The 25,122-nt window shown below is 69.4% G+C and carries 17 protein-coding genes, 1 tRNA gene, 2 pseudogenes and 1 riboswitch; of the genes and pseudogenes, 8 read left to right on the forward strand and 12 right to left on the reverse strand.

Features of this window, described 5'->3' with window-relative positions:
* The first annotated feature begins 70 nt into the window (after positions 1-70).
* Genes RIN46_RS02385 through RIN46_RS02405 form a run of 5 tightly spaced genes read left to right on the forward strand, consistent with a single transcriptional unit; the run spans position 71 to position 9,651 of the window.
* Positions 71-1,012 carry a hypothetical protein gene (locus tag RIN46_RS02385; RefSeq protein ID WP_309081324.1) on the forward strand — a complete coding sequence of 314 codons (942 nt, stop codon included), beginning with the start codon at positions 71-73 and terminating at the stop codon, positions 1,010-1,012.
* Complete coding sequence (locus RIN46_RS02390) at positions 1,009-2,526, forward strand: hypothetical protein (protein ID WP_309081323.1); 1,518 nt, start codon at positions 1,009-1,011, stop codon at positions 2,524-2,526. The genes RIN46_RS02385 and RIN46_RS02390 overlap by 4 nt, the downstream gene beginning before the upstream one ends.
* The gene (locus tag RIN46_RS02395) at positions 2,514-4,211 is read left to right on the forward strand and encodes an NERD domain-containing protein (RefSeq protein WP_309081322.1); all 1,698 of its coding nucleotides are present in this window, start codon (positions 2,514-2,516) and stop codon (positions 4,209-4,211) included. The genes RIN46_RS02390 and RIN46_RS02395 overlap by 13 nt, the downstream gene beginning before the upstream one ends.
* Positions 4,208-7,726: a helicase-related protein gene (locus RIN46_RS02400; RefSeq protein ID WP_309081321.1), complete on the forward strand. Its 3,519-nt coding sequence runs from the start codon at positions 4,208-4,210 to the stop codon at positions 7,724-7,726. The genes RIN46_RS02395 and RIN46_RS02400 overlap by 4 nt, the downstream gene beginning before the upstream one ends.
* Positions 7,723-9,651, forward strand: a complete 1,929-nt coding sequence (locus RIN46_RS02405; protein ID WP_309081320.1) for a DUF1998 domain-containing protein — start codon at positions 7,723-7,725, stop codon at positions 9,649-9,651. The genes RIN46_RS02400 and RIN46_RS02405 overlap by 4 nt, the downstream gene beginning before the upstream one ends.
* A 260-nt stretch (positions 9,652-9,911) precedes the next feature.
* On the opposite strand, the pseudogene RIN46_RS02410 reads toward RIN46_RS02405, so the two are convergent.
* Together RIN46_RS02410 and RIN46_RS02415 are read right to left on the reverse strand one after the other, a co-directional pair.
* A pseudogene (locus RIN46_RS02410) lies at positions 9,912-10,031 on the reverse strand (very short patch repair endonuclease); the annotation flags it as partial.
* A gap of 726 nt (positions 10,032-10,757) precedes the next feature.
* Positions 10,758-10,830 (reverse strand) — tRNA-Lys (locus tag RIN46_RS02415).
* Between the two features lie 148 nt (positions 10,831-10,978).
* Here RIN46_RS02415 and RIN46_RS02420 point away from each other — a divergent pair.
* From RIN46_RS02420 to RIN46_RS02430, 3 genes are all read left to right on the forward strand, one after another.
* Positions 10,979-11,638 (forward strand): hypothetical protein, encoded by a 660-nt coding sequence (locus RIN46_RS02420; protein WP_309081319.1) that lies wholly within the window; start codon positions 10,979-10,981, stop codon positions 11,636-11,638.
* A gap of 211 nt (positions 11,639-11,849) precedes the next feature.
* Positions 11,850-12,467, forward strand: coding sequence for a hypothetical protein (locus tag RIN46_RS02425; RefSeq protein ID WP_309081318.1), 618 nt, complete (start codon positions 11,850-11,852; stop codon positions 12,465-12,467).
* 3 nt (positions 12,468-12,470) lie between these two features.
* The gene (locus RIN46_RS02430) at positions 12,471-13,490 is read left to right on the forward strand and encodes an inorganic phosphate transporter (protein WP_309081317.1); all 1,020 of its coding nucleotides are present in this window, start codon (positions 12,471-12,473) and stop codon (positions 13,488-13,490) included.
* 131 nt (positions 13,491-13,621) lie between these two features.
* On the opposite strand, the gene RIN46_RS02435 is transcribed toward RIN46_RS02430, so the two are convergent.
* From RIN46_RS02435 to RIN46_RS02480, 10 genes and pseudogenes are all read right to left on the reverse strand, one after another.
* Positions 13,622-15,088 (reverse strand): FAD-dependent oxidoreductase, encoded by a 1,467-nt coding sequence (locus RIN46_RS02435; protein WP_309081316.1) that lies wholly within the window; start codon positions 15,086-15,088, stop codon positions 13,622-13,624.
* 27 nt (positions 15,089-15,115) lie between these two features.
* A pseudogene (gene cobA, locus RIN46_RS02440) lies at positions 15,116-15,886 on the reverse strand (uroporphyrinogen-III C-methyltransferase); the annotation flags it as partial.
* A gap of 62 nt (positions 15,887-15,948) precedes the next feature.
* A complete protein-coding gene (locus tag RIN46_RS02445; protein WP_309081315.1) occupies positions 15,949-16,848 on the reverse strand; it encodes an ABC transporter permease in 900 nt (299 codons plus the stop codon).
* Entirely contained in the window at positions 16,829-17,605 is a 777-nt protein-coding gene (locus RIN46_RS02450; protein WP_375141874.1) for an ABC transporter ATP-binding protein, read from the reverse strand. Before RIN46_RS02450 ends, RIN46_RS02445 begins: the two co-directional genes overlap by 20 nt.
* Positions 17,606-17,688: 83 nt before the next feature.
* Complete coding sequence (locus tag RIN46_RS02455) at positions 17,689-18,795, reverse strand: ABC transporter substrate-binding protein (RefSeq protein WP_309109433.1); 1,107 nt, start codon at positions 18,793-18,795, stop codon at positions 17,689-17,691.
* Positions 18,792-20,204, reverse strand: coding sequence for a GTP-binding protein (locus RIN46_RS02460; RefSeq protein ID WP_309081313.1), 1,413 nt, complete (start codon positions 20,202-20,204; stop codon positions 18,792-18,794). Before RIN46_RS02460 ends, RIN46_RS02455 begins: the two co-directional genes overlap by 4 nt.
* Position 20,205: 1 nt before the next feature.
* Positions 20,206-21,201, reverse strand: coding sequence for a sulfate adenylyltransferase subunit CysD (cysD, locus tag RIN46_RS02465; protein ID WP_309081312.1), 996 nt, complete (start codon positions 21,199-21,201; stop codon positions 20,206-20,208).
* The gene (locus RIN46_RS02470; RefSeq protein ID WP_309081311.1) at positions 21,198-21,983 is read right to left on the reverse strand and encodes a phosphoadenylyl-sulfate reductase; all 786 of its coding nucleotides are present in this window, start codon (positions 21,981-21,983) and stop codon (positions 21,198-21,200) included. The genes cysD and RIN46_RS02470 overlap by 4 nt, the downstream gene beginning before the upstream one ends.
* The gene (locus tag RIN46_RS02475; protein ID WP_309081310.1) at positions 21,980-23,707 is read right to left on the reverse strand and encodes a nitrite/sulfite reductase; all 1,728 of its coding nucleotides are present in this window, start codon (positions 23,705-23,707) and stop codon (positions 21,980-21,982) included. Before RIN46_RS02475 ends, RIN46_RS02470 begins: the two co-directional genes overlap by 4 nt.
* 96 nt (positions 23,708-23,803) lie before the next feature.
* Entirely contained in the window at positions 23,804-24,565 is a 762-nt protein-coding gene (locus RIN46_RS02480; RefSeq protein ID WP_309081309.1) for a CbiX/SirB N-terminal domain-containing protein, read from the reverse strand.
* A gap of 432 nt (positions 24,566-24,997) precedes the next feature.
* A riboswitch (SAM riboswitch) is annotated at positions 24,998-25,112 on the forward strand.
* Positions 25,113-25,122 lie beyond the last annotated feature (10 nt).

The following is a 25,122-nucleotide window of genomic DNA, read 5'->3' on the forward strand; positions in this document are numbered from 1 at the left end:
TTGTCGGAGCAGCCCACTAAAGTAGTCTCCGTCGCGGACTGGGCCGCGACTTACCCACGGAGGGAGCGGGGTGGCTGAATCGTCGACGCGTCCGCGCACGCTCCTGGGGCTCGCAGATCAGCCAGGTGAGTCGATGGTTGTCGGACCATGGATTGGCTCCTTCGTCAGCCTCGGGTCGCTGTTGCGTCGTTACCTCTCGAAGCTTGAGGCGCGGCAGTTGATCTTGGCCGTCTCGGTGCCCCGCCGTGACTACGTGGCAGCCCTCATCGGATCGGGTTGGATGCTGTCGAGTCCAGCTCCTGTGCTTGACGATCCGCTCACCGTGTTCGAGGCGTCCGATCGATCGACGTACTTGCGGGCGGTTACCGACAGGCTGATCGTTACCGGACGGTTCTCGAAGATGGAGGCGTACTCGAGTGGCGCGCGGGTCCTCACCGGCGGCAAGCTCCTCCCAGCTGATCGTTTCCGCGCCGTATCGGTGCTCAACGATGACGTCGAGTCATCCGTCAGCGAGGTTCCCGCAGGCGGATACCTGGCCGAGCTAACTGGTGCGGCGACCTCATGGCTGCGCCGCCTCGCGGCACCACCGATGGATCTTGCCCTCGTCGGGACGAGCAAATGGCTTCGTGACGACCTTCGGGCCATCATTGCAAACGGGACGTCCAGCGGCGATTCGTGGACGACGCTTGGTACATACGTCCTGCCGTACGATGATCGCGCGGCGACCTGGTCAACGCCGGTCATCCCGGCGGCTCGTCTTGGCGAAGGCGAAGCTCTGCCCGAGTCCTGTGTCGCAGTGGTCCTGGATCGCTACGGCGCTATCAAGTATCTGAACGAAATCACGGTGCCCATCGTCGTCTGCATCGTTGATCGGTCAGTTGCTGACGAGTCCGCGGCGGAGACGGTTGTCGAGGTTCGCCATAGCAACAGCCGACCGGTCTCTGTCGTCGACGAGCTGGGGTGGTGTCCGCCGACCGCAGTCGAAGCCCTCGCGTTCACGGTAGCCGTATGAGTCGAGTGCATGACGTCGGGCGACGCTACGCAGCGGCGAGTTCGGTGATTCATCAGGGCATCGCGATATTTGCCGTCGGCGATCCAGCGGGCGCTCAGTTGAACGCAGCTATCCGCCGTACGCTGTTCACACTTGGGGACGAACGAAGCGAAGCCTGGAACGGGGTGCTCCAAGCCGCCAACGTGCTGCGCTGGCGCCGCATGACACAGCCGCAGCCGATGCAATTCCAGACGCAGCAGCCGCTCATCGATGACATCGTGCGGCAGGCGAATCGGCTCCGGAACCTCGTTAGCGATGGAGCTTTGCTCGATCTCCTCGCGGAAGCAGCGGTAGCCGTGGGTGAGACCGATTCGCCGCTTGGTTCTGTCTTGCTCGAATCGATCCAGGAGGTAGGTCCCGAGGCGTGCATCGTCGTCGCGAGCAAAGGGGCAGCTCGCGCCGGACTGGCGTCTTGGCTCGATGAAGTCGGTGCCACCGTCCTGGTTCCGAGCGAACTGGAAACGGTCGGTGAAGCCATTGAAATCAGCTACGTCGTTGCGCCGCCGACCTTCATTCCGGCTTCCGTCTTCACTGCTCCGGTGACTCCCGAAGTCACGTTCATGATGCCCGCCTGGTTCGGTAACCGATCCGTGCCGTCATCCACGCTCGGCGTCCATGCCGAGGGCCAAATCGTCGTGAAGACCACCGTGCATCAGATCGGAGACACGGCCGAGCCCGAGAACGCAGTCGCTGACGATGAAGAGATCGAAGACGCCTACTTCCCCCAACCCGTGTGGGGAACGCGTGCCTCGGATGATCGAGAGCCCGCCAGCGGCGAGGTAGAAGCCTGGAAGGTCCTCCTCGCAGGCGGACAAGGATTGTGGCTCGACGACGGGGATCGGATCCGTTCGCTAGATCCGAAGCAGCCGGAGGGCGCCCGCGTTGGGTACGAAGCGGTGAACGGCATCGTGCCCGGCACGTACCTCGTCCTTCGCGAGGGTGAGACCGAGCGCGGCGCGATGTACGACCAGGCTCTCGTCGCGCTGGGCGCACGTGCATCCGGCGACATCCTCACCACTCAGACGCGTTGGAAGGCACGACTCGAAGAACGGCTCTCTCGCGTCGGCTCCCGCCGCGCGATGGTGGAGCTCGATCGCCTCGGCGTTCGTTCGAGCGGGCAAGTCCGGGCCTGGGCAGACCCGCGCCTGATCTGCCCACAGCGAGACGCTGACTTCGCGCTTCTCCTGGACTGGCTCGGCGAGCCGTCTCAACCGACCTACGACAACGCGATCACCTTGCGTCGGGCCGTCTATAAGGCGAGTGCCGATCTCCGCAAGGAGCTAGAGGCAGCCGTCGGGCGCGCCGACCTGCGGGTGCTAGAGCGTGATGGGGTTCTGCATCTGGACCTGCCGCGCGAAGGCTTCCGCGGCATGATCGTTGCCCGGGTTCTCGCGAAAGCGCCGTTCACCGAGATCGTCAGCAGGCATCAAGTACGTGTGCCGTTCATGGATGGGAGTGCCCGGTGGCTCGCCTGATTCCGCCGCTCTTTCCAGAAGGAGCAGCGCCGGGGGAGAAGTCGGTCTACCGGAAACTCGCAGAGGACATGACGACTGACGACTGGATCGTCCTGCACTCACTAAACATCGCGGAGCACGTGCGCAACCCGGAGGGCGAGGCTGACTTCGTCGTCATCGCCCCAGATCTCGGAATCCTTGTAATCGAGGTGAAGTCGCACCAACACTTCACCTTTGATGACGGAGTTTGGAAGCTCGGCAACCAGGCACCAACCACGCGCGGTCCGTTCAAGCAGGCCAGCGAAGCGATGCACTCGATTCGCAAGGACCTGCTGAAGAAGATCGATCTTCGCTCGATCCCGGCCCTGAGCGCCGTATGGTTCACCGCGACGCGTGCCCGCACGATGCTCAAGCCAACGAACGAGTGGTTCGACTGGCAGGTCCTCGACTTGGAGGACCTGAAGAACGATCCGATCGGCGCCCTCCGACGTACCTTTGCGGGCGGCATCGCCAACCTCGACGCCACCTTCGACGGCTTCTCATACGGAGGTGTGGGGCCAGACCAAGCAACAGCGAAGCAGATCGCGATGCTGCTTCGGCCGAACTTCGAGTTCGGAGTCGTGGCCGACGACGTGCGGTCGGCCCGCGAGCGTCAACTCGTCCGCTTCGTCGAGGAGCAGTTCCTCGCGCTCGATGCCATGTCCGACAACCAGAGCGTGCTCTTCACTGGACCGGCCGGCTCCGGCAAGACCTTCCTGGCGTTGGAAGCAGCGCGTCGCGAGTTGGCCGTCGGGCGAACCGGCAGCCTCATGTGCTTCAATAAGCTGCTCGGCCGACGCCTCGCTGCAGATATCGACGAACCGGGCTTGTCAGTCGGTACCTTCCATAGTCAGCTCCTGGCACTCACGGGCCTCAAGGCACCGGCTGACGCTGGCCAGTTGTTCTGGAACACCGAGCTGCCCGAACGGGCCGTCGAGGTGCTCATGGACCTGGGCGAGCCTCCAGCCGACTTCCTGATCATCGATGAAATTCAGGACCTCCTGACCGAGGCATATCTGGACGTATTCGAGCTGATAGTGAAGGGCGGACTGGCCGACGGCCGCGTCCTGATGTTCGGCGACTTCGAGCGTCAGGCCATCTACGACGACGGGCGTGGCCGAGAGCTCCTCAAGGCGCGCATGCCCCACCTGCCATCGCATCGACTCACAATGAACTGCCGCAACCTCCCGAGAATCGGATTCAGCGTCAACTTCTTCAGCGGGCTCACTCCCGGCTACCAGAAGTTCCGACGAGACGACGACGGAGCCAACCCTGTGCTCCTCAAGTACGTACGTGGCGATGACCAGTCGCCGCTGCTCCGCCAGGCCGTGGAAGCCTTGCGCGAAGAGTCGTTCGACCTCAGCGAGATCGTCGTCCTGAGCCCGCAAAGCGACGGATCGGTCGCCGCGACCACGACCGACTCTTGGTTGAAAGGTATCCTAGTCCAAGCTGACGGCGGGGCCGTCAAGAAGGGGAAGATCCGCTTCTCATCAATTCAGGCCTTCAAGGGCCTTGAGGCGTCGGCCGTCATTGTCACTGACCTGGACCGCGTGAATGTGCCCAACTTCGAGTCCGTCCTCTACGTCGGACTGACTCGAGCAACCGATCGTCTTTACGGTGTCATCGAGGAGAGCACCGGACTGGCAGGAATGGCAGGGAACCAATGAGCGGTGTTGAGGCACGCGACGTCGTAGAGGCAGCGGTACGACGCGAGCTGTTTGGGCCGCCCGATGGTGAAGCGCCGATCGGCAAACCCGTCGATTGCTCCGGCCCATCTCTGACCTTCCAGACGAAGGACGAGGCCAACGGACAGTTCCACGATGGCGTCACACTCGAAGAGGTACTGACCCGTTCCGATCCGCTGCGCCGCTACGGTGTCGGAGTCCTCTACAGCGGCGGCACCCCGACTGGTGGTCTGGCATCCGAGGGTGACGGTTCCGCCGTCATTCCAGGACTCGCGGCGAGCGACGAGAACCCCCAAGCGCCCGCGACCGACGTACGTGGGCCTCGGCGGCAGGACCAACCGGACTCCGACGACTTCGACCTGTCCGACGCCAATCGACGTAAGCCATCTGCCATGGCGATCTCGTTCAAGGTCCGCGTCGCTGAAGGAGCAGAACTCAAGATTCAGGTGACCGGTGCCTACTACGACCCGATCAAGGTCACCGCACCAGACACCCCGCCCCTAAACTGGTGGGTCCGCCGGCCCTTCGTCCTCGACGCGGTCGCATCGGCACGGGTGCTCAGGAAGGAACGCAAGCGCTCTCCGCTGACGACGACACCGGTTGTTGTCGAACCAAAGATCGAGCCGCGCATCAAGCCAAGTGTTTCGATCTTTAGCCGGGCGGTGCCTGGTGAGACGGACCCGAACCTTCGATTGGTCACGCTTGCGGTCGTCGATGACGCGGCCGGCACTGGCCCGGGGAGTGCGTTCTTCCAGGTGGCCTTTTCCGCCACAGCATCAGAAGGGCTCCGGATCGAGCCCTACCCCGATGTCGAACAGCCAGATAGCGACAACGAGGAGGAGTCGATCGCGCTCCTCTACCGCCACCAACGCACCTTCGCGATCGGCCACGGCTGCGCCGCAACCTGGGAGGACTCGATCGGTGAGGGCGGCACCCCGACCGTCCCACTCGTCAAAGCCGACGCGCTGCCCGCCTACGAAGTCACCAGCCTGACACCGGACGTCTACGAAGAGCACTCCGACGGCACCCGCACCTCGGTCAGCGTCAGCATGGAGGAGCTGGCAAACTCCACCGCCACTGGTGACGCTCAGGTTGAGAAAGTCCTCGAGCTCTACGCCCAGTGGATCAGCGACCGGACCGCCTCGATCGACGACCTACCAGATCGCTACCAGGATGCGGCGCGACGTCACGTGAACAAGTGCGCTGAGGCCCTCGAACGGATGCGGGAGGGCTGGTACCGCGTTCAGCATGACCCCCTCGCACGTCGTGCCTTCCAACTCGCCAATTTCGCGATGCTCTACCAGCAAATCCGCTCACGACTTGAGCCGCGTGACCTCATCAAGGACAAGCAAGGCGTCTTTCGCCCAGGCGGGGCTCATCCAGCCGCAACGCCCGATCCAAACGGTGGCCGCTGGCGTGCCTTCCAGATCGCCTTCATCCTGGCGAGCCTGCCTGAGCTGGTCGACCCGACGCATGAGAAGCGCACCCTCGTCGACCTCATCTTTTTTCCAACTGGTGGCGGCAAGACCGAGGCTTACCTCGGCGCCTCAGCCATCTCGCTGCTCGCGCGGCGACTCCGGAACCCAGACGACGCCGGCACCGACACTCTCATGCGGTACACGTTGCGACTGCTCACAGCCCAACAGTTCCTGCGCGCCTCGTCCCTGATCTGCGTCTTGGAGGACGTCCGCTCGGGCATGGAGGACGAGCTCGGCACCGTACCGTTCGGCATCGGGGTCTGGCTCGGCGGTGACTCCACGCCAAACAGGTGGACCGCCGCCGAGAAAGCGCTGGCCGAGCTGCGACGTGACTGCAGAGTCTCCAACAAGTTCCTCCTCCTCAAGTGCCCGTGGTGCGGCGCACGGATGGGGCCCGTCAGCAAGGCCCGCGGACAGGACACCCCCGGCTACGTGTGGTCCGGCGGCCGATTCCTCTTCCGCTGCCAAGACGAACTCTGCCGATTCAGTGGCAGGGACGGCCTACCGGTCCACGTCGTCGACGAGGACATCTACGAGACGCGTCCCTCGATCGTGATCGGCACCGTCGACAAGTTCGCCACCATGGCATGGCAGCCCGCAGCTAGGACGATGTTCGGTCTCGGCGACAACGGCGAACGCGTCTATTCGCCCCCTGGTCTGATCATTCAAGACGAGCTGCACCTCATCTCCGGACCGCTCGGCTCCATGGTCGGTCTGTACGAACCGATGATCGACGACCTCACCACAGATCGTCGAAGCGATCCTCCGATCCCGGCCAAGATCATCGCGTCCACCGCCACGGTGCGCCGCTACGAAGATCAGATCCTCGGACTGTTTGGTCGCAAGGAGGTCGCCCTTTTCCCGCCGCACGGTCTTGAGGAAGGGCAATCCTTCTTCGCGGAGCCGGCTCGGCTGCCGGACGGCAAGCCAGCGCCGGGTCGTCGATACCTCGGAGTTATGAGCCCATCGCTTGGCTCCACACAGACGGTCCAGGCACGTGTCGCGGCCGCAACCCTTCAGGCTGGTCCACAGATCCCGGACCCCGCCGATCGCGATGGGTACTGGACCAACCTCAACTTCCTGAACAGCCTCCGAGAGCTTGGCAACACGCTCTCTCTGCTCGACTCCGACGTTCCCGACTACTTGGTCGGTCTCCAGCGCCGGGACGGCATCACCCCGCGCTACCCCCGCAACAAGATGGAACTCACGTCGCGACGTCGAAGCGACGAGATCCCGAAGGCGATCGAAGAACTCGAACTCCGCCTGCCGCATCCCGACTGTACGGATGGCGCCAAGTGCGTCAGCTACGGGGCGTGCCCTGAGAACGCGCAGTGTGTCGACATTTGCCTTGCGTCGAACATCATCGAGGTCGGTGTCGACATTGATCGGCTCGGTCTGATGACCATCGTTGGTCAGCCCAAGACCACGGCGCAGTACATCCAGGTGAGTGGTCGAGTCGGACGTAACGTCAAGACGCCCGGTCTCGTCATCACGATCTACGGGGCGGCGAAGCCTCGCGACCGCAGCCACTACGAGCGGTTCCGGACCTATCACCAGCAGCTGTACGCCCAGGTCGAACCGACCTCCGTGACGCCCTTCGCCGAGCCCGTTCTGAAACGCGCACTCCACGCAGCAGCGATCTCACGCATGCGCCAACTCAACCCGACGCTCGACCCGAGTCCGTTCCCGCAAGCCGAGTTCGACGACTCCATTGCGCTCCTTCGTACCCGCGCCGCACTAGTCGACAGCGAGGAACTGCCCGTGTTCGACCAATGGGTTGCTGAACGCTCTCGACAGTGGGCGAAGGGGGAGCGAACGACCTGGGCGACGGTCAACTACTTCAACGGTGACCCGAAGCAGGGCCTCATGCGCCCTGCCGGTGACCTTGCCGATCCTGAGAACAAGAACATCACCTGGGAGACGCCGATGAGCATGCGCAGCGTCGACGCTGAGTGTCAGCTCTCCGTCACCCTCGACTACCTCAATGACGATCTAGAAGAGCCGGAGGTACAGCCATGACGTCAGGCAGCATGCGCCGAGCCCAGTTGGTGTCGCCGTTTGGCGTGGGCGCCATGAGCGTGCTCGTCGACGGTACTTCGGTTATCACGGCTGGGCTCGATCACTGGTTCCCGCGCAACAACGCTGACCTAGCCATGGAGGAGTTCCGCGTCAACGACTGGCGACTGGAAGCACGACTGAAGGTTCAGGAGTTCCGTCTGCCTCCGGACTACCGCAAGGGCTCGCAGGACGATCACCGAAACGAGAAACTGAGCATCCCCGCCCTGAGGTTCCCGAGTTACTCGTTCTGCATGTACTGCAAGCGCTTGAAAAAGGTGCCGCTCAGCTTCCAGGACGCCGTCCGTTGCGAGGAACCCACGTGCGTGGGCAAGCGCCGCTCCGGGCCAAAGATGTCGCAGGTGCCATTCGTTGCGATCTGTAGGAAAGGGCACATTGACGACTTCCCGTTCAGGGAGTGGGTGCACCGGTCAAAGGATCCCAGTTGCACCGGAATGTTGCGGCTGTTCTCGACGGGCGGCGGTGGGCTTGAGGGCCAGGTGCTCCGCTGTGGCTACGACGCCAAGAACAAGCGGGACGAGCACAAGGGGTGCGGCGCGTCTCGGTCTTTGCAAGGTATCACGACGGCAGGGATGAAGGACGAGTCAGGCGACGACAGCACCTTCCTGACCCAGCAGTTGGCGGGCCGGTCCACTCCGTATCTGTGCACGGGTGCGCGGCCGTGGCTTCATGAAGAGGACGGCCCATGTGACCAACCGGTTCAGGGTGCGCTCCGTGCCAGTGGCAACGTCTACTTCCCGTATGTCGAGTCGTCGATCTTTCTGCCGCAGAAGGTCGGTGCGGTCAGCGGCGCGTTGCGTGACCTGATGAAGCGAGCCGACGTCGACCCGACGATGGCGTTCCTCTTCACCTTCCGGGGCAAGAACGCCACCGTGGTTGAGATCCGACAGGCAACCCGAGGCGCCGGTGACCTATTCGATCAGTACAACGATGACGAACTGCTGGCTGCCTACCAGGACCGCTTCGGCATCGGCCCTGCAGAGGAAGACGGCGATGACGATGAGTCCGGCGACCTCGATATCTGGCGCCACCCGGAGTTCAAGCTGCTCCGCGAGACGCCGCAAGACAACGAACTCCGCGCCCTAGATCCAGGCGTCCACGCTGCTATCGCCGGACACGTCGATCGCGTTCGCAGTATCACCGTCCTACGCGAAACACGGGTACTGCGAGGGTTCACTCGCGGCCGGGACAGCGATCTGAAGGTCGCGGAGGGCAAGGCCCTGCTTCGTCGTCGTCCGTTGCCGCCCGACAAGGACTGGCTGCCGGCCTATGTGGTCAAAGGTGAAGGAATCTACCTTGAGCTTGACCGCGAGCGCCTCGCTGCATGGGAAGCACGCGACGAGGTCCAAGCTCGAGCCGATCTCATCGCGAATCAGTACGGCCAAATGATCACCGATCGCGGTGGCAGGACCCGGGATATCTCGCCGCGGATGATCATGCTGCACACGTTCGCGCACCTCCTGATCAACGAGCTCGTCTTCACCTGCGGTTATAGCTCAGCTTCGCTTCGGGAGCGGTTGTACGTGTCGCGCGACGGTGGCCGGGACATGGCAGGGCTCCTGATCTACACGGCAGCAGGTGACTCCGAGGGCACGATGGGCGGCCTCGTCCGTATGTCTCGACCAGACCGCCTCCAACCGGTCGTTGCGGCAGCACTCAGTGATGCCCATTGGTGCTCGACCGACCCGGTTTGCATGGACGCTGGAGAGCGGGGGCAGGGACCAGACTCGTGCAACCTAGCAGCCTGTCACGGCTGCGCCCTGCTGCCGGAAACGAGCTGCGAAGAATTTAACCGGTTCCTTGACCGCGGCCTGGTCATCGGGACACTCGCCGACCCAACGCTGGGGTATTTTTCGACGTCTACTTGAGACTGGACCTGACAGCCAAGAGGGCCTGCCTGATTTCCTCGACGACATCTTCCGCATCCTCGTGCTCCCAGTAGCGCAGGACATGCACGCCGGCTGCATACAGTCTCGCGTTCGTCTCGGCATCGCGCGCCACGTTCGCCGCGATCTTCGGGGGCCAACTCGGCATGTTGGTTGAAAGTCGACCGCCCGTGCTCCGGGCACCCATGCCGAAAGCAGCCGTCGATGAACACCGTTACTCGCGTCCGGGTGAAGACGATGTCCGCCCGTCGACGTAGAACCGGTTCGGGCGCGATCGCAACTCGGTACCGTAGGCCGAGCCTATGAAGGGCGCGGCGGACCTCCAGTTCGGGCCTGGTGTACCGCCAGCGGTTCGCCTGCATATTGCGCCTCCGCGCGGGACTCGACGCCCATGAGTTCACGATGGAACGTGTCGACACACCACCCACGGTACAAGGCGCACCGACTCGGTGATCAGTTCTAACGATCGGCTCAACTACTCGCCGGCCTCTGGTGCGCAACACCTCCCAGAAGGCGGATCGCCGACCCGGATTGCTGCCCCGCCACGCACACCCTGTTCGAGAGACCACGGGTCTTGTAGACCGAAGTCCGTACTAGTCTGTACGAAATTGGTGGCTTACCAGTCGGGCCGCGAGGCGATGAGCCCGCAGATGTTCCAGCAGCCCTCTGGGGGTGGGGCACGGGAGGATGTATCCCCACTTACCGGGCAAGGGCAAGGGAGGGCTCGCCCTCGATGCGATCAGTCACATGCCCGCCAGCACGATCACGTTCCTCGACGACAGCCCAGCACAATCAAGCTCCTTACCCGAGGCGGTACGGGCCAACATCGTGGCATTCCTCCACGACGGCCTGCGACTACTGACCGACGCCTAGCGCGCCTATGCGCGGTCGGACGACGGCAGCAGGAGGCACGCCAACCAGGTGTTCTGCACGCGGCTAGCGATCACCGCAGCTACGCCCGCGCCTCGCGGAACCGTTCGCGACCATCGTTCACGAGGCGACCTACGGCGAGGAAGCCGAACGGGACGCTTCGACGGGCGCAGCGACCGAGAACAGCGATGTCGCGTTTTCCCGTAAGACACTCTGGGTGGGCCCTGCGGGGATCGAACCCGCGACCAGCGGATTAAAAGTCCGATGCTCTACCACCTGAGCTAAAGGCCCATGCGGTCCGTGGCGCGCGGCGCGGCCGCGCGGAAGAACCGCCACCATGCTACCGCACTGGGTCCGGGAGGCCGCCCCGCGGGCCCCCTCGGTCCCGGCCCGGGGCCGCCCTCCACGGGCGACGGTGCACGGGAGTATCCTAACGGGCATGAGCGCTCACCCAGCCCGCCAGAACCAGGCCGCTCCCTTCCGGCACCACAAGCCGAAGCCGTTCGCACCGGCCGACTTCGAGCCGTTCGAGGGCGGGACCGACCCCGCACGGATCTCCGAGGCCGCGCACCTGGCCGCGCAGGCGCTGGTCCACCACGGCCGCGGCAGCGACGACCCGGAGGTCACCGAGCGGCTGGTCAGGCTCGCGGACAAGGAGGGCCTCGAGGCGATCGCCGAGATGTGGGCCGAGAGCCCCGCCCACTCGTTGCCCGGCGCGCTCTGGCGGCTGTACGCGCTGCGCACCGCCGTCGTGCAGGATCCCGAGCGGATGGCGTCCTACTTCAACACCGGACGGCACGCGGCCCAGGTGTCCCACGCGGTGGCCGGCGTCGCCGAGCCGCCCGGGGCCGAGGAGCTGCGCGCCATGACGGACTCCATCCTCTCCGGCGCGTTCGACGGTGACTTCGACGTCGCGCTGGAGCGCACCGCCGCCTTCTGCCGCGTGATCGCCCTGGGCGAGGCCGAGCACGCCCACGCGCTGGAGCCGAGCAACGCCGCCCACGCCCGGCGGCTGACCCGGACGGCGGGCCAACTGATCGGCACCGCGGAGGACCTGGAAACCTGCGCGAAGATGTGGCGGCGAGGCGAATTGGACTGATGACCAGGCTTGTTGACACCGACTTTCGAGAGGTGGACACTGGAGACCGGCGTCGGACCGAGGTAACCCCGGGCTCCAACACTCAGCCGCTTCGAGCGGCCTTCCGCCGAGAGGCGTTCCCGGTTCGGCGCCGCACAAACCACCCCGCCCCGCGTGCGCGACGTACACTGATCCCGGCTCGTGTCCCTCTAGCACTCCGGCGGTTCCCCACGTGAAGTTCAGTCTGTTCCCGCGCCAGACGCGGGGCCTGGATCTGCTCGGCGACCTCTGCACGAATATCCAGGGCTGCGTCCAGCAGCTCTCCGAGATCCTCGGCCTGCTCGCCGAGGACACCACCAGCCAGCTGTTCGAGCTGGAACGCGCCGAGAGCGCGGCGCTCGACACCCACTACGCGCTGCTGACGCAGCTGCGCACCAGCTACGTCACCCCGGTCCCCCGCGAGGACCTCTACACGTTCTCCCGCCTGCTGCACGACACGGTCGGTGAGCTCCGCAGCGTCGGCGAGCTGATGCACAGCTCCGACCTCACCTGGATCTCCCAGCGCGCCGCCGACCAGCTCGAGCTCATCGGCCGCCAGGCGACCCTGACCTCCAGCGCGCTCGGGAGCCTGGACCGCCTCGACGACCTCGAGGACACGTGGCTGCAGCTCATGCGCGTCACCAAGCGCGTCGGCCGCACCCACCACGCCTGGGTCGGCGAGACCGCGGACCTCCAGCGCTCCTCCACGATCATCCGCCACCGCGCGGTGGCGGACCAGATGCTCGCCGCCTCCACCCGACTCCACGCCGTCGCCGACCACCTGGGCCGCGTGCTGGTCAAAGAGTCCTAGGGCATGGAGACCTTCCTCCTGGTCGCCGTCACCCTCGCCACGTGCGCGTTCGCACTGCTCAACGGATTCCGCGATGCCGCGAACTCCGTGGCGACCTCCGTGCGCACCCGGGCGCTCGGCCCGCGCGTCGCCGTCGTCACCGCAGCCGTGTTCACGTTCGGCGGCACCATGATGTCCACGCGCTTCTCGGAGGCTCTGGTCGACGCCGCGGACTTCCATTACACCTCCACCGTCGACGGCCTGGCCGTGCTGCTCGTCGCCGTCCTCACCGGCGGCGCGTGGCTGCTGTGGTGCTACGCCCGCGGGATTCCGACGTCGTCCGGGCACGCCCTGTTCGCGGCCCTCGCCGGGGCCCTGCTGGGGCACGCGTTCCTGAACCCTGGCGAGCCGCGCAGCGTCCCACTGATCCTCCTGTTCGGCCTCGCCGTGCCGATCCTCGTCACCCCGCTGGTCGCGTTCGCGCTGTCCTACGCCATCACCATCCCGGCCATGTGGATCATGCGCCACACCTCGTCCAACGACGCGGCCCGGACCGGCCGCGCCGCCCAGGCGATCGCCTCCTGCGCCGTCGCGCTCGGCAACGGCCTGCAGGACGGGCAGCGCAACGCGGCGTTCCTCACCCTCGCGTTCGTGATGGTGGGCAGCACGACGGCGGACGCCGACGTGCCGCTGTGGATCCAGCTGCTCTGCGCCGCCTGCATGGGGCTCGGCGCGCTCGGCGGCGGCTGGCGGATCGCCCACACGATCAGCAACCGGCTGGTCCGGTTCGACCCGGTCCGCGGCGCGTCCGCCCAGCTCGTCGCAGCGTCGCTGCTGTACGTGGGAGCGCAGGTGCTGCACCTGCCGCTGTCCACCACGCAGGCGGTCACGTCGGCGATCGTCGGCTCGGGCGCCAGCCAGCGGTTCGAGACGGTCCTGTGGGCGAACATGGGCCGCGTGATGCGGTTCTGGGCCCTCGGACCGGTCGTGTGCTGCGGCGTCGGGATCGTGCTGATGCTGGCGGTGCACCCGCTCGTGGCCTGAGCGGGGCCGAACCGTCGTTCCGCGGGACGAATCGGCCCGACGGTCCCTCGAATCGACCTCTCGAGCGGGCCGGGTGAGGGCCGGTCGGGTCGCTCCCGACCCGGCCGGCCCCTCGGAACCCGGCGCGCGGGTCAGGACTCGACCGGCTCCAGGACGGCAGCGGCCGCGTGCTCGAGCATCGCGTCGCGCTCAACCACCTTGATGCGCTCGCGCTCGACCGGGCCGAACCGCGTCTGCACCGTGCCGGTGGCGGCGCCGAGGGAGCGCTCGTGCTCGTCCAGGGTCAGCCAGCCGGCCCAGTCCGTGTAGCGCACGCCGCGCTCGGCGAGCAGGTCCTCGACGGGCGCGGTGCCCGGCGCGGCGGGGACCGGCAGCGCGGCCAGGTCCTCGAGCAGGTGCGTAATGGTCTCCTGCGCGTCGCCCTTGGTGTGGCCGATCAGGCCCACCGGGCCGCGCTTGATCCAGCCCGTCGTGTACACGCCCGGGACCGGGGCGCCGTCGCGGTCCAGCACGCGGCCGCCGGCGTTCGGGACCACGCCGCGGGCGCCGTCGTACTCCAGGCCCTCCAGGGCCGACCCGAAGTAGCCCACCGCCCGGTAGACGGCCTGCACCGGGTAGTCCACCAGCTCGCCGGTGCCGCGGGCGTTGCCCGTGCCGTCGAGCTCCTGGCGCTCCATCCGCAGCCCGGCGACGCGGCCGTCCTCGCCGAGGATCTCCACCGGGGACTGCAGGAAGTGCAGGTGCAGGCGGCGCGAGGCCTGCGGGGCCTCCTCGCCGGACTCCTCGCGCTCCTCCTGCTCCACCAGCCAGTTGGTCAGCGTCGAGACCATGGTCTTGACCTGGTTGTTCGTCTTGATGGCCTCGTCGGAGGCGGCGTCGAACTCGAAGTCCTCCGGGTACAGGACGATGTCCACGTCCTTCGAGTGGGAGAGCTCCCGCAGCTCCAGCGGCGTGAACTTCACCTGTGCCGGGCCGCGGCGGCCGAAGACGTGCACGTCGGTGACGGCGGAGTCGTTGAGCTGCGCGTAGAGGTGCTCCGGGATCTCGGTCTCGAGCAGCTGGTCGGCGTGCTTGGAGAGGATGCGGGCGACATCGAGGGCCACGTTGCCGTTGCCGATCACGGCGACCTCGCGCGCCGAGAGGTCCCACTCGCGGGCCACGTCCGGGTGCGCGTCGTACCAGGAGACGAAGTCGGCGGCGCCGTGCGAGCCGTCCAGATCGATGCCGGGGATGTTCAGATCGGCGTCCTTCTGGGCACCGGTGGCGAAGACGACGGCGTCGTAGCGCTCCTGCAGGTCCTCGAGCGTGAGGTCGCGGCCGAAGGAGACGTTGCCGATGAACCGGATCTGCTCCTTGTCCATGACCTTGTGCAGGGCGGTGATGATGCCCTTGATGCGCGGGTGGTCCGGGGAGACGCCGTAGCGGATGAGGCCGAACGGGGTGGGCAGCTCGTCGAACAGGTCGATCGCCACGTCCAGCTCGCCGGAGGCGACCGGCTGGGACTTGGTGAGCAGGTCCGCGGCGTAGATGCCGGCCGGGCCGGCGCCGACGATGGCCACGTGGAGCTTGCGGTCGTTCAGGTGGGCGGGGAGGGTCATGTGCCGTTCCTTCGGGTCGAGGGGGATTCAGGGGGTTGCGGGCAGCTGGGCTGGAAGCGGATCACCGGCGGTCGCCCGGCGGGCGAGCTCCTCCGGTGCGGAGGCCACCCGGACCACGTCGCCGACGACGATCACGGCCGGGTTGGCCACGCCGGCCCGGCCGGCGGCGTCGACGATGGTCTCCAGCGTGGCGACGGTGGTGCGCTGCTCGGGCGTGCACCCGTTCTCCACGATCGCCACGGGCGTCGCGGCGGGCAGCCCGCGCCGCGCCAGCTCGGCGGCCGTCTCCGGGAGCCGGGCCACGCCCATGAGCACCACCAGGGTGTGCGCCGGGTCGGCAGGGACGCTGGCGAGCTCGCCGTGCCCGGTGACGACGGAGAATCCGGCGGCCAAGCCCCGGTGCGTCACCGGGATGCCGGCGGCGCCGGGTACCGCGACGGCGGAGGTGATCCCGGGGATCACGCGCACGTCGAAGCCGTGCGCGCGCACGTACTCGACCTCCTCTCCGCCGCGGCCCAGGACGAACGGGTCGCCGCCCTTGAACCGGACCACGTGGTGGCCGGCGGCCGCCTCGGCGACTAGGAGCTCGTTGATCTGGTCCTGGGTGGCGACGTGCGCGCCCGGGCCCTTGCCGACGTCGTGCACGCGGACGTGCGGGGGCAGGTCCGCGAGCAGCTCGCGCGGGGCGAGGCGGTCGGCGAGGACGACGTCGGCGCTCATCAGCGCGCGCAGGCCCGCCACGGTGATGAGGTCCGGGTCGCCGGGGCCCCCGCCGACCAGGGTGACGCGGCCCGCGGGCCGCGCTTCGTGCAGGCTCGCCTCGTGCAGGCTCGCCTCGTGCGGCATCGACTGGTGCGCGCTCATGCGGCGTCCTCCGTGCGCTTCAGGCCCCGGTCGGCGAGCAGGCGCCGCTCCCACGGGGCGAACAGGGCGAGCTCGACGGCGGCGCCGATCGCCAGGATGACCAGCACCACCAGGATGACCAGCGGCAGGTCCGCCAGGTCGCGGCCGCGCTGGAGCAGCGAGCCGACGCCAAGGCCCAGCGAGCCGCCGACGGCGATCAGCTCCGCGGCCATGAGCGAGCGCCACGAGAACGCCCAGCCCTGCCGCAGGCCGGCCGCGTAGCCGGGCAGCGCGGCCGGCAGCTCGATCAGCGCGATGTGCTGGAGCCGCCGCGCGCCGAGCACGCGGGAGAGGGAGCGGTACTGCGCGGGGATCAGGTCGATCCCGGCCAGCAGGCCGTTGATGATGGACGGGATGGCGCCGAGGAGGATCACCGCGTAGATCGTCGCGTCGGTCAGGCCGAACACGATGATCGCCGCGGGCACCCACGCCACCGAGGGCAGCACCTGCAGGGCGGAGATGAAGGGTCCGACGGCGCGGCGCAGCCACGGGGTGTGGGCCAGCAGCAGCGCCGCCGGGGTTGCCACGACGAGCGCGATCAGGAAGCCGCTGAGGCCGCGGCCGAGCGAGGTGCCGACCGCCGCGGCCAGGGTGCCGTCGGCGATCAGCCGCGGCAGGACGGCCGCGACGTCGACCGGGCCCGGGAAGAGGTCGTCCCGGACGGGCGACGCCCAGGAGGCCAGCTGCCAGACGCTGAGCAGAACCAGGAGCGCGGCCGTCGGCGGCAGGGCGCGGCGCGTCAGGTCCCGGGCCCGGCGGTTGCGCGCGGTCGGGCGGGCCGGAGCCGGAGCGGGGGCGCCGGCGTCGGACGGAGCCGAGGCGCCGCGGGCGGGCCGGTCATCGAGGAGCGCTGTCATGCTTCTTCTGCTCCTTCCGGAGGGTCTCGGTCAGTTCGGTGGCGAGCGCCTCGGCGCGGGCGGGGTCGGCCCGCAGCCCGTCAGTGACGGTGCGGATCTCGGCGATGCGGCCGGGGTCCGAGGAGAGGACCACGATCCGTCCGGCGAGCCGGATGGCCTCGCGCACGTTGTGGGTGACGAAGACGATCGTGGAGCCCGTGGCCCGCCAGACGGCGTGCAGCTCGTCGTGCAGCAGGTCGCGGGTGATCGCGTCGAGCGCCGCGAACGGCTCGTCCATGAGGAGCAGCCGCCGGTCCTGGGCGAGTGCGCGGGCCAGGGCCACGCGCTGGCGCATGCCGCCGGAGAGCTCGTGGGGCTTCCGGTCGTAGGCCCGGCCGAGGTGGACGGTGTCCAGGAGCCGACGGGCCCGCGGACCGCGCTCGGCGCGGGGGACCCCAGCCAGGCGCAGGGCCAGCTCCACGTTGCGCTGGGCGGTCAGCCAGGGCAGCAGTGCGGAGTCCTGGAACATCAGCGCCGCGCCGTCCACGGGGACGTCCACCCAGCCTGCGGTGGGCGCCGTCAGGCCGGCGAGCACGTTCAGCAAGGACGACTTGCCGCAGCCGGACGCGCCGAGGACGGCCACGAACTCGCCCTCGGCGATGCTCAGGTCCAGTCCGTCGAGCACGGGCGGGCCGTCGCCGTAGCGCAGGCCCAGTCCGTGGAGCTCGACGGCGGCCGGTGCGCCGCGCTGATCGGCGGTGCGGCCCGCGGGGGCCAGCCCGGCCGTGCGCTGATCGGCGGTGCGCTGATCGGCAGCGTGCTGGTCGGCGTGCTGAGCGATGGCGGTGTCGACGGGGGCGCTCACGAGGTCCGTTCCTCTCCTGCCGCGGCGGTCTCCCGCCACCAGCGGTCGTCGACGAGCCCGTCGAGGGCGACGTCGTCCCAGCCCGGCGCGGTGCCGAGCGCTGCGGCCGCGTCCACGAGCTGCGGGTAGGTCTCGGCCAGCGGGTCGCCGGTGAACTCGAGCCGGCCCAGGGCGCCCCGGATGACGTTCGGGTCGAGGCTGTCGCCGCCGGCCCGGATGCTGCCGTCGACCACGGTGTTCACGACGTCGTCCTCCGCCGCCCCGGCGAGCCAGTCGAGGCTGCGGGCGTGGCCGTCCGCGAGGCGCTGGACCGTCTGGGGGTGCTCCGCGGCGAAGCGCTGCGAGACCACCAGCAGTGCGGTCGGGAATCGCCCGTCCGGCCAGAGGACCCGCTCGTCGACGAGCACGTGGCCGCCGCGCGCCTCGAGCAGCGAGGCCCACGGCTCGGGCTGCCAGGCGGCGTCGATCTGGCCGCGCTCGAAGAGTTGCGCCACCGTGCCGGAGGTGGCGTGGCTGATGTCGACCTGCTCGGTCAGGCCCCGCTCGGCGAGCAGGGCCCGGGCGGCGAGGTCCTGGGTGTTGGCGTACTGCGGCGTGGCGATCTGGCCTCCGGCCAGGTCCTCGACCGAGTCGATCCCCTCGCGCGCCACGAGCGCCGCTCCGCCGCTGGCGGCGCCGGCGACGACGACCAGCGACTCGCCGCCGCTGGTGACGTAGGAGGCCAGCGCCGGCGATGGGCCCAGGTAGGCGGCGTCGATGGCGCCGGCGTTGAGGGCCTCGACGGCGGCCGGGCCGGCCGTGAAGACCTGCGTCTGCAGCGCGGTGCCGTCGCGGCCGAGCTCGTCGGCGAGGAAGCCGTGCTCCACGCCGGCGAGCGCCGGGGCGTGGGTGACGGTGGGGAAGTAGCCGAGCCGCAGCGTGTCCGCCGGTGCGGCCGCGGCGCCGGATGCGGGCCCCGCGGTCCACGGGGCGGGCACGAAGAGGCTCGCGACGGCCGCCGCCACGAGCAGCGGCACGGCGACGGCCACGGCGATCCGGGCACGGCGCCCGGATCGCGGCGTGCCCGCGGGCGCGGCCGGGCTGTAGCGGCGGCTCTCGCTCATGTCCGGACCGCTCCGGCGAGCTCGTGGGCTGCAGGGCCCGCCGCGTGCTCGGTCGCCGCCCCCGACTCCGGGGCGTCGCCCGCGAGCGGGGCCGGCTCGATCATGCCGGCGGCCAGGGTGTTCCCCTCAGCCGGGTCGATGACGAGGAACGAGCCGCCGGCGCGGCTGCGCGAGTACGCCGTGGCCGCGAGCGGCTTGGCGGTGCGGAGCCGGATCAGGCCGAGGTCGTTCAGCCCCAGCGAGGCCGCGGGCTCCCGGGAGAGGTCGCTCAGGCGCAGGACGTTGTCCACGGCGTCGACGCGGGCGGCCACCACCTGGGTGCCGTGCTTGACCAGGACCCGCTGGCCCGGCGTCAGCCGGGCGTCGGCGAGCACGCACACGGCCGCGCCGAACTCGCGGACCGCCGTGACGGCGTCGTGCGGCTGCCCCTCCTCCAACTGCTCGGCGACGAGCGCGGCGCCGCGGGCGATGTCCAGGTCCGCGTCGAGGGTGACGACGACGGCCTGCCCGGCCTCGGCGCGCTCGGCCTCGCCGGCCGGGGTGCGCAGCCCGGTGACCCGCGCCCGGTGGCGCTGGCCGTCGTTGTAGACGGCGACGCGGTCGCCGACGGCCAACGGGCCGTCGGAGACCGTGCCGGCGTAGCCGCGGAAGTCCCGCAGGGCATCCGCGTCGGCGGCGAACTCGGGGGCGAGGGCGCCCTGGGGGCGCAGGACGAGCTGCACGTCGAGCCGGGCCGGGGAGGCCTCCCCGGCGGCCGGACGGGCGGGCAGCGTCTCGAGCAGGTCCAGCACGGTGGGTCCGGTGTACCAGGGGGCGGAGTCGCCCCGGTCCACCACGAAGTCGCCCTGCAGGGCGCTGACCGGCACCACGCGGACCCCGGCGACGCCCAGGCGGTCGGCGACCGCCACGACGTCGTCCCGAATGGCGGCGAACGCGGACTCGTCCCAGTCGATCAGGTCCATCTTGTTGACCACGACGACGACCTGCGGGACCCCGAGGAGGCCGAGGACGCCGAGGTGCCGGCGGGTCTGCTCGACGACGCCGTTGCGGGCGTCGACGAGGACCAGGGCCGCGTGGGCGGTCGAGGCGCCGGTGACGGTGTTGCGCGTGTACTGCACGTGGCCGGGGCAGTCGGCCAGGATGAAGCTGCGCCGCGGCGTGCTGAAGTAGCGGTAGGCGACGTCGATCGTGATGCCCTGCTCGCGCTCGGCGCGCAGCCCGTCGGTGACGAGCGCGAGATCCAGCGCGGGGGTGTCGCCGCCGAACCCGCGCTCGGCGGAGACGCGGCGGATGTCGTCGAGGGAGTCGGCGAGGATCGCCTTGGCGTCGTGCAGGAGGCGGCCCACGAGGGTGGACTTGCCGTCGTCGACGCTGCCGGCCGTGGCCAGGCGGAAGAGCGTGTCACTCATCTTAGAAATACCCTTCCTTCTTGCGGTCCTCCATGGCGGCGGAGGAGATCCTGTCGTCGGCGCGGGTGGCCCCGCGCTCGGTGAGCGTGCTCAGCGCCAGCTCGTCCAGCACCTCGGCGACCGTGCCGGCGGCCGAGAGGACCGCCCCGGTGCAGCTGGCGTCGCCGACGGTGCGGTAGCGGACGGTGCGGTTGCTGACCGGCTCGTCCTCGCGGGGCCGGCTGACGTCCGTCACCGCGTACACCATGCCGTCGCGCTCGAACGTCGGGCGCTCGTGGGCGAAGTAGATCGGCGGCAGGGCGATGCCCTCGCGGTCGATGTAGGACCAGATGTCCGCCTCGGTCCAGTTGCTGATCGGGAAGGCGCGGACGTGCCCGCCCGGGGCGTGGCGGCCGTTGTAGAGGCTCCACACCTCCGGCCGCTGGTTGCGCGGGTCCCAGCCGCCGAACTCGTCGCGCAGCGAGAGGATGCGCTCCTTGGCGCGGGCCTTGTCCTCGTCGCGGCGGGCGCCGCCGAAGAGGGCGTCGAACCGGTGCTCCTCGATCGTGTCCAGGAGGACCCGGGTCTGGAGGCGGTTGCGGGTGCCGTTGGCGGGCTCCACCAGGCGGCCGTCGTCGATGTAGTCCTGCACGGAGCCGACCACCAGGTCGATCCCGTACCGCTGAACCGTGGCGTCGCGGAACGCGATGACCTCGGGGAAGTTGTGCCCGGTGTCCACGTGGACCACGGGAATCGGCACGCGGGCCGGGGAGACGGCCTTGGCCAGCAGGTGCAGGACGACGACGGAGTCCTTGCCGCCCGAGAAGAGCAGACCGGGCCGCTCGAACTCGGCGAGGACCTCGCGGATGATGTGGATCGACTCGGACTCCAGCGCGTCCAGGTTCGCCGCGCGGTGGGCGGCGGACCGCTCGGCGGCGAGCGCGTCGTCGTCGGCCGGGCCGCCGACGGCGGCCGCGTCGTTGACAGTAGTTCCGGGGCCGGACGTGGTGACGGTCATGGGGTGGTCTCCTCGGGACTCTCGGCGGTGGTCGAGGCGGGCGTCGGCGCGGGGCCGACGTGGATGCCGCACTCGGTCTTGGCGGAGCCGGACCAGCGGCCGGCGCGCGGGTCCTCGCCGGGGGCGACGGGCCGGGTGCAGGGGCGGCAGCCGATGGACGGGTAGCCGTTGGACAGCAGCAGGTTCACCGGGACGGCGTGCTCGGAGGCGTAGTCGACCAGCTGGTCGAAGGTCCAGGTCGCGACCGGGTTGAACTTCACCAGGCCGTGGGCCTCGTCGAAGGACACCAGCGGGGCGTTGGCCCGGGTGGGCGCCTCCTCGCGGCGGACGCCCGTGAACCAGGCGCCGTAGCCGGCGAGCGCGTCCTTCAGCGGGTCCATCTTGCGGATCCGGCAGCACTCGCCGGGGTCCCGGGCGAAGAGGTCCTTGCCGTACTGGGCCTCCTGCTCGGCGATGGTCAGCTTCGGCATCACGTCGACGATCCGGACGTCGAGGCTCCGGGCGACCTCGGCGCGGGTCGCGTGCGTCTCCTCGAAGTGGTAGCCGGTCTCCAGGAAAAGGACGTCCACGCCGGGCAGCTCGGCGGCGACGAGGTGCGGCAGCACGGCGTCGGCCATGGAGCAGGCCACGGCGATGTCGCGGACCCCGAAGTGCTCGGCGGCGAAGCGGACCACGGCCTCGGCGGGGGCGTCGAACCCGAGCTGCTCGGCCCCGAGCTCGGCGATGCGGCGGAGCTCGGCCTCGCTGCGGCGGGTGGTGGGCGCGTTGGTCGAGATGCTCATACCAGTTCCTCCTCGTCGACGCGGTGGGCCCAGGCGGCGAAGGACTCGCCCTCCTCGGCGGTCTCGGCGTAGCGCTGCAGCAGACCGTCGACGTAGTCCGGCAGCCGGTCGGCGGCGACCTTGAGGCCGCGCACGGTCCGGCCGAGGGTCGGCTCGCCGTCCTCGCTCGTGGCGAGCGTCCCGCCGAGGTGGACCTGGAACCCGGCGACCTGCTCGCCGTCGTCGTCCGTGATCAGCTGGCCCTTGAGGCCGATGTCCGCGGTCTGGATGCGGGCGCAGGAGTTGGGGCAGCCGTTGACGTTCAGGCTCAGCTTCTTGGGCAGCCGGCCGGAGCGGTCCGCGAGGCGGCGGTCCAGCTCGCGGGCGGCGGCCGCGGCGGTGTCCTTGGTGTCGACGATGGCGAGCTTGCAGTACTCGATGCCGGTGCAGGCGATCGCGGAACGCGAGACCAGGCCCGGGCGGGCCTCGAAGCCGAGCTCGCGGGCGGCGGCGATGAAGGGCTCCACCTGCTCCTCGGCGAGGTCGAGCGCGACGACCTTCTGGTGCGGGGTGGTGCGCAGCCGCTGGGACCCGTGCTTCTCGAGCAGGCGCGCCAGGCCGCTGAGCGTGGTCCCGGAGACGCGCCCGACCAGCGGGGTGAGGCCGATGTAGAAGCGGCCGTCCTTCTGCCGGTGCACGCCCGAGTGGTCGCCGGGTCCGGTGGGGGCCGGGGCGGCGTCGGAGTCCGGCAGTGCGCGGCCGAGGTACTCGTCCTCGAGGACCTGCCGGAACTTCTCCGGCCCCCAGTCGGCGAGGAGGAACTTCAGGCGGGCGCGGTTGCGCAGGCGGCGGAAGCCGTAGTCGCGGAAGATCGAGGTGACGCCTTCCCAGACGTCGGGGGCCGCGTCCTCGCTGACGAAGACTCCGAGCCGCTCGCCCAGGCGGGGCGCCGCGGAGAGGCCGCCGCCGACCCAGAGGTCGTAGCCGGGGCCGTGCTCGGGGTGGACGACGCCGACGAGGGCGAAGTCGTTGATCTCGTGCACCACGTCCTGGCTCGGGTGCCCGGTGATCGCGGTCTTGTACTTGCGCGGCAGGTTGGAGAACTCCGGGTTGCCGACGTAGCGCCGGGCGATCTCGGCGATCACCGGGGTCGGGTCGATGATCTCCTCGGCGGCGATGCCCGCGACGGGCGAGCCGAGGATGACGCGCGGCACGTCGCCGCAGGCCTCGGTGGTGCTCAGCCCGACGGACTCGAGCCGGCGCCAGATCTCCGGCACGTCGCGCACGTCGATCCAGTGCAGCTGGATGTTCTGGCGGTCCGTGACGTCGGCGGTGTCGCGGGCGAACTCCGTGGAGATCCCGCCGATGACCTCGAGCTGCTCGGTGGTCAGGGCCCCGCCGTCGATCCGGACGCGGAGCATGAAGTACTCGTCCTCGAGCTCGTGCGGCTCCAGCGTGGCGGTTTTGCCGCCGGGGATGCCCTGCTTGCGCTGGGTGTAGAGGCCCCACCAGCGGAACCGGCCGTGGAGGTCCTCGGGGTCGATCGACGCGAAGCCGCCGTGGGCGTAGACCTTCTCGATGCGCTCGCGGACGTTCAGGCCGTTGTCGGCGGCCTTCATCTCCTCGTTGGCGTTCAGCGGCTCGGTGCCGTCGATCTTCCACTGGCCGTTGGGCTTGGCGGAGCGTCGGCCGGCGGTGCTACCGGCAGCCGCTTTCCGTGGGATGCGTTCCGTCACTTGAGTCATACCTCGACGGTAGGGGCACCTGCCGCTGCGGCAGCAGGCGTGCTACCGGAGGTGAATGCACGTTGCGCCGCACCCGTGACAAAACGTCGCACGGCGTCACGAACGGGACTCGCGCACCCCTTCGAGCACCGTTTCGGCGAGACATTCGGTCAACATGGCGGCGGATGACGCCGCCGGTGACAGCAGGGGCGGGCTGACGTACTGTGCCCCGGCAGCGCGGAGCCGGTCCTGGAAGTACCCCTCCCCCAGCAGAACGCTCAGGACGACGACGTCGCGTCCCGCGTCGCGGTGCCGTGCGACGGCGTCGCCGATCCGCGGCTCCGCCGCCGAGCAGAACGCAGCCTCGACCCGGGACCCGAGCTCGGCCGAGACGAGCTCGGCCAGGCGTTGCGCCTGCGCCTGGCCCTCCGGCCGCCGGGTGCCGGCGACCGCCAGGACGACGGCGGGCGGCTCCGGCGCCGGGCACCAGCCGACCGTGGCCGGAAGGCCAGGCGCGGCGCCGCCGGGGTCGGCGGCCGTGCTGTCGGCGCCGATGCTGTCGGGGCCGGCGGGGACGAGTGCGGCCAGCCCCTGCGCGAGCCGGACGGCGGCGGTGGGGCCGGCGGCGATCGGGGGCAGCGCCTCGGTGCCGGGACGCTGCGCGACGGCGTCGGCGATGTCGTGCACCGTGTGGACGCCGTCGCACACGAGCATCGGCAGGACCAGGGCCCACTCCCCCGCCGGCAGCCCCGCGAGCACCTCGCCCAGCCGCGGCTCCTGGACGTCCACGTAGGCCTCGTGGACACGGACCCGGAGCGCCGACCCGGCGAACTCCCCCTGCAGTCGGTCGTCGACGCCGGCGCGGAGCCGGTCGATCATCGCCCGACCCTCGGTGGAGTCCGTCCCGTGGGCGACCGCAACGACGTGGAGCAGTGCTCCGGACGGGGCCGGAGGGCCGCCGGGCGTCCCGTGCGGGCCCGTCCCCGGTCGGCCTGCCCCCTGCCGGCCTGGCCCCTGCCGGCCTGGCCCCGGCGGGTCCAGCTCGTGCGGGCGCGACTCCTGATCTCGTTGCGGCATGAGTGCAACCTATCGAGCGATCGCGGCCGCCGCTGCACCCGGCGGGCGTCGGCGCGGACCCGGGTCACGAACCGTCACACAGGCGGTTTGTGACGGTTCGAGGCCCCTCCGGCCCCGCTCTGAGGCGTCACAACCCCGATTCCGGCGTCATCGGCTTTCACATTCCCCACTGTGAAGCGCCCCGGACGGCCCTGCTTGCCGGACCGGGGCGACGGGCCTTTACATGGTGAGCACCACCCATCAAGAGCGGCCGAGAGATCTGGATCGACGACGCCGCAGCAACCATCCGCCTCCCCGGCATCCCGGCCGGACGACGACGGAACGGTGCTACCGCCAGAAGCGATGGAGACGCATCGACG

The sequence above is a fragment of the Zhihengliuella sp. genome, from assembly GCF_031178195.1.
Lineage (GTDB): Bacteria > Actinomycetota > Actinomycetes > Actinomycetales > Micrococcaceae > Zhihengliuella.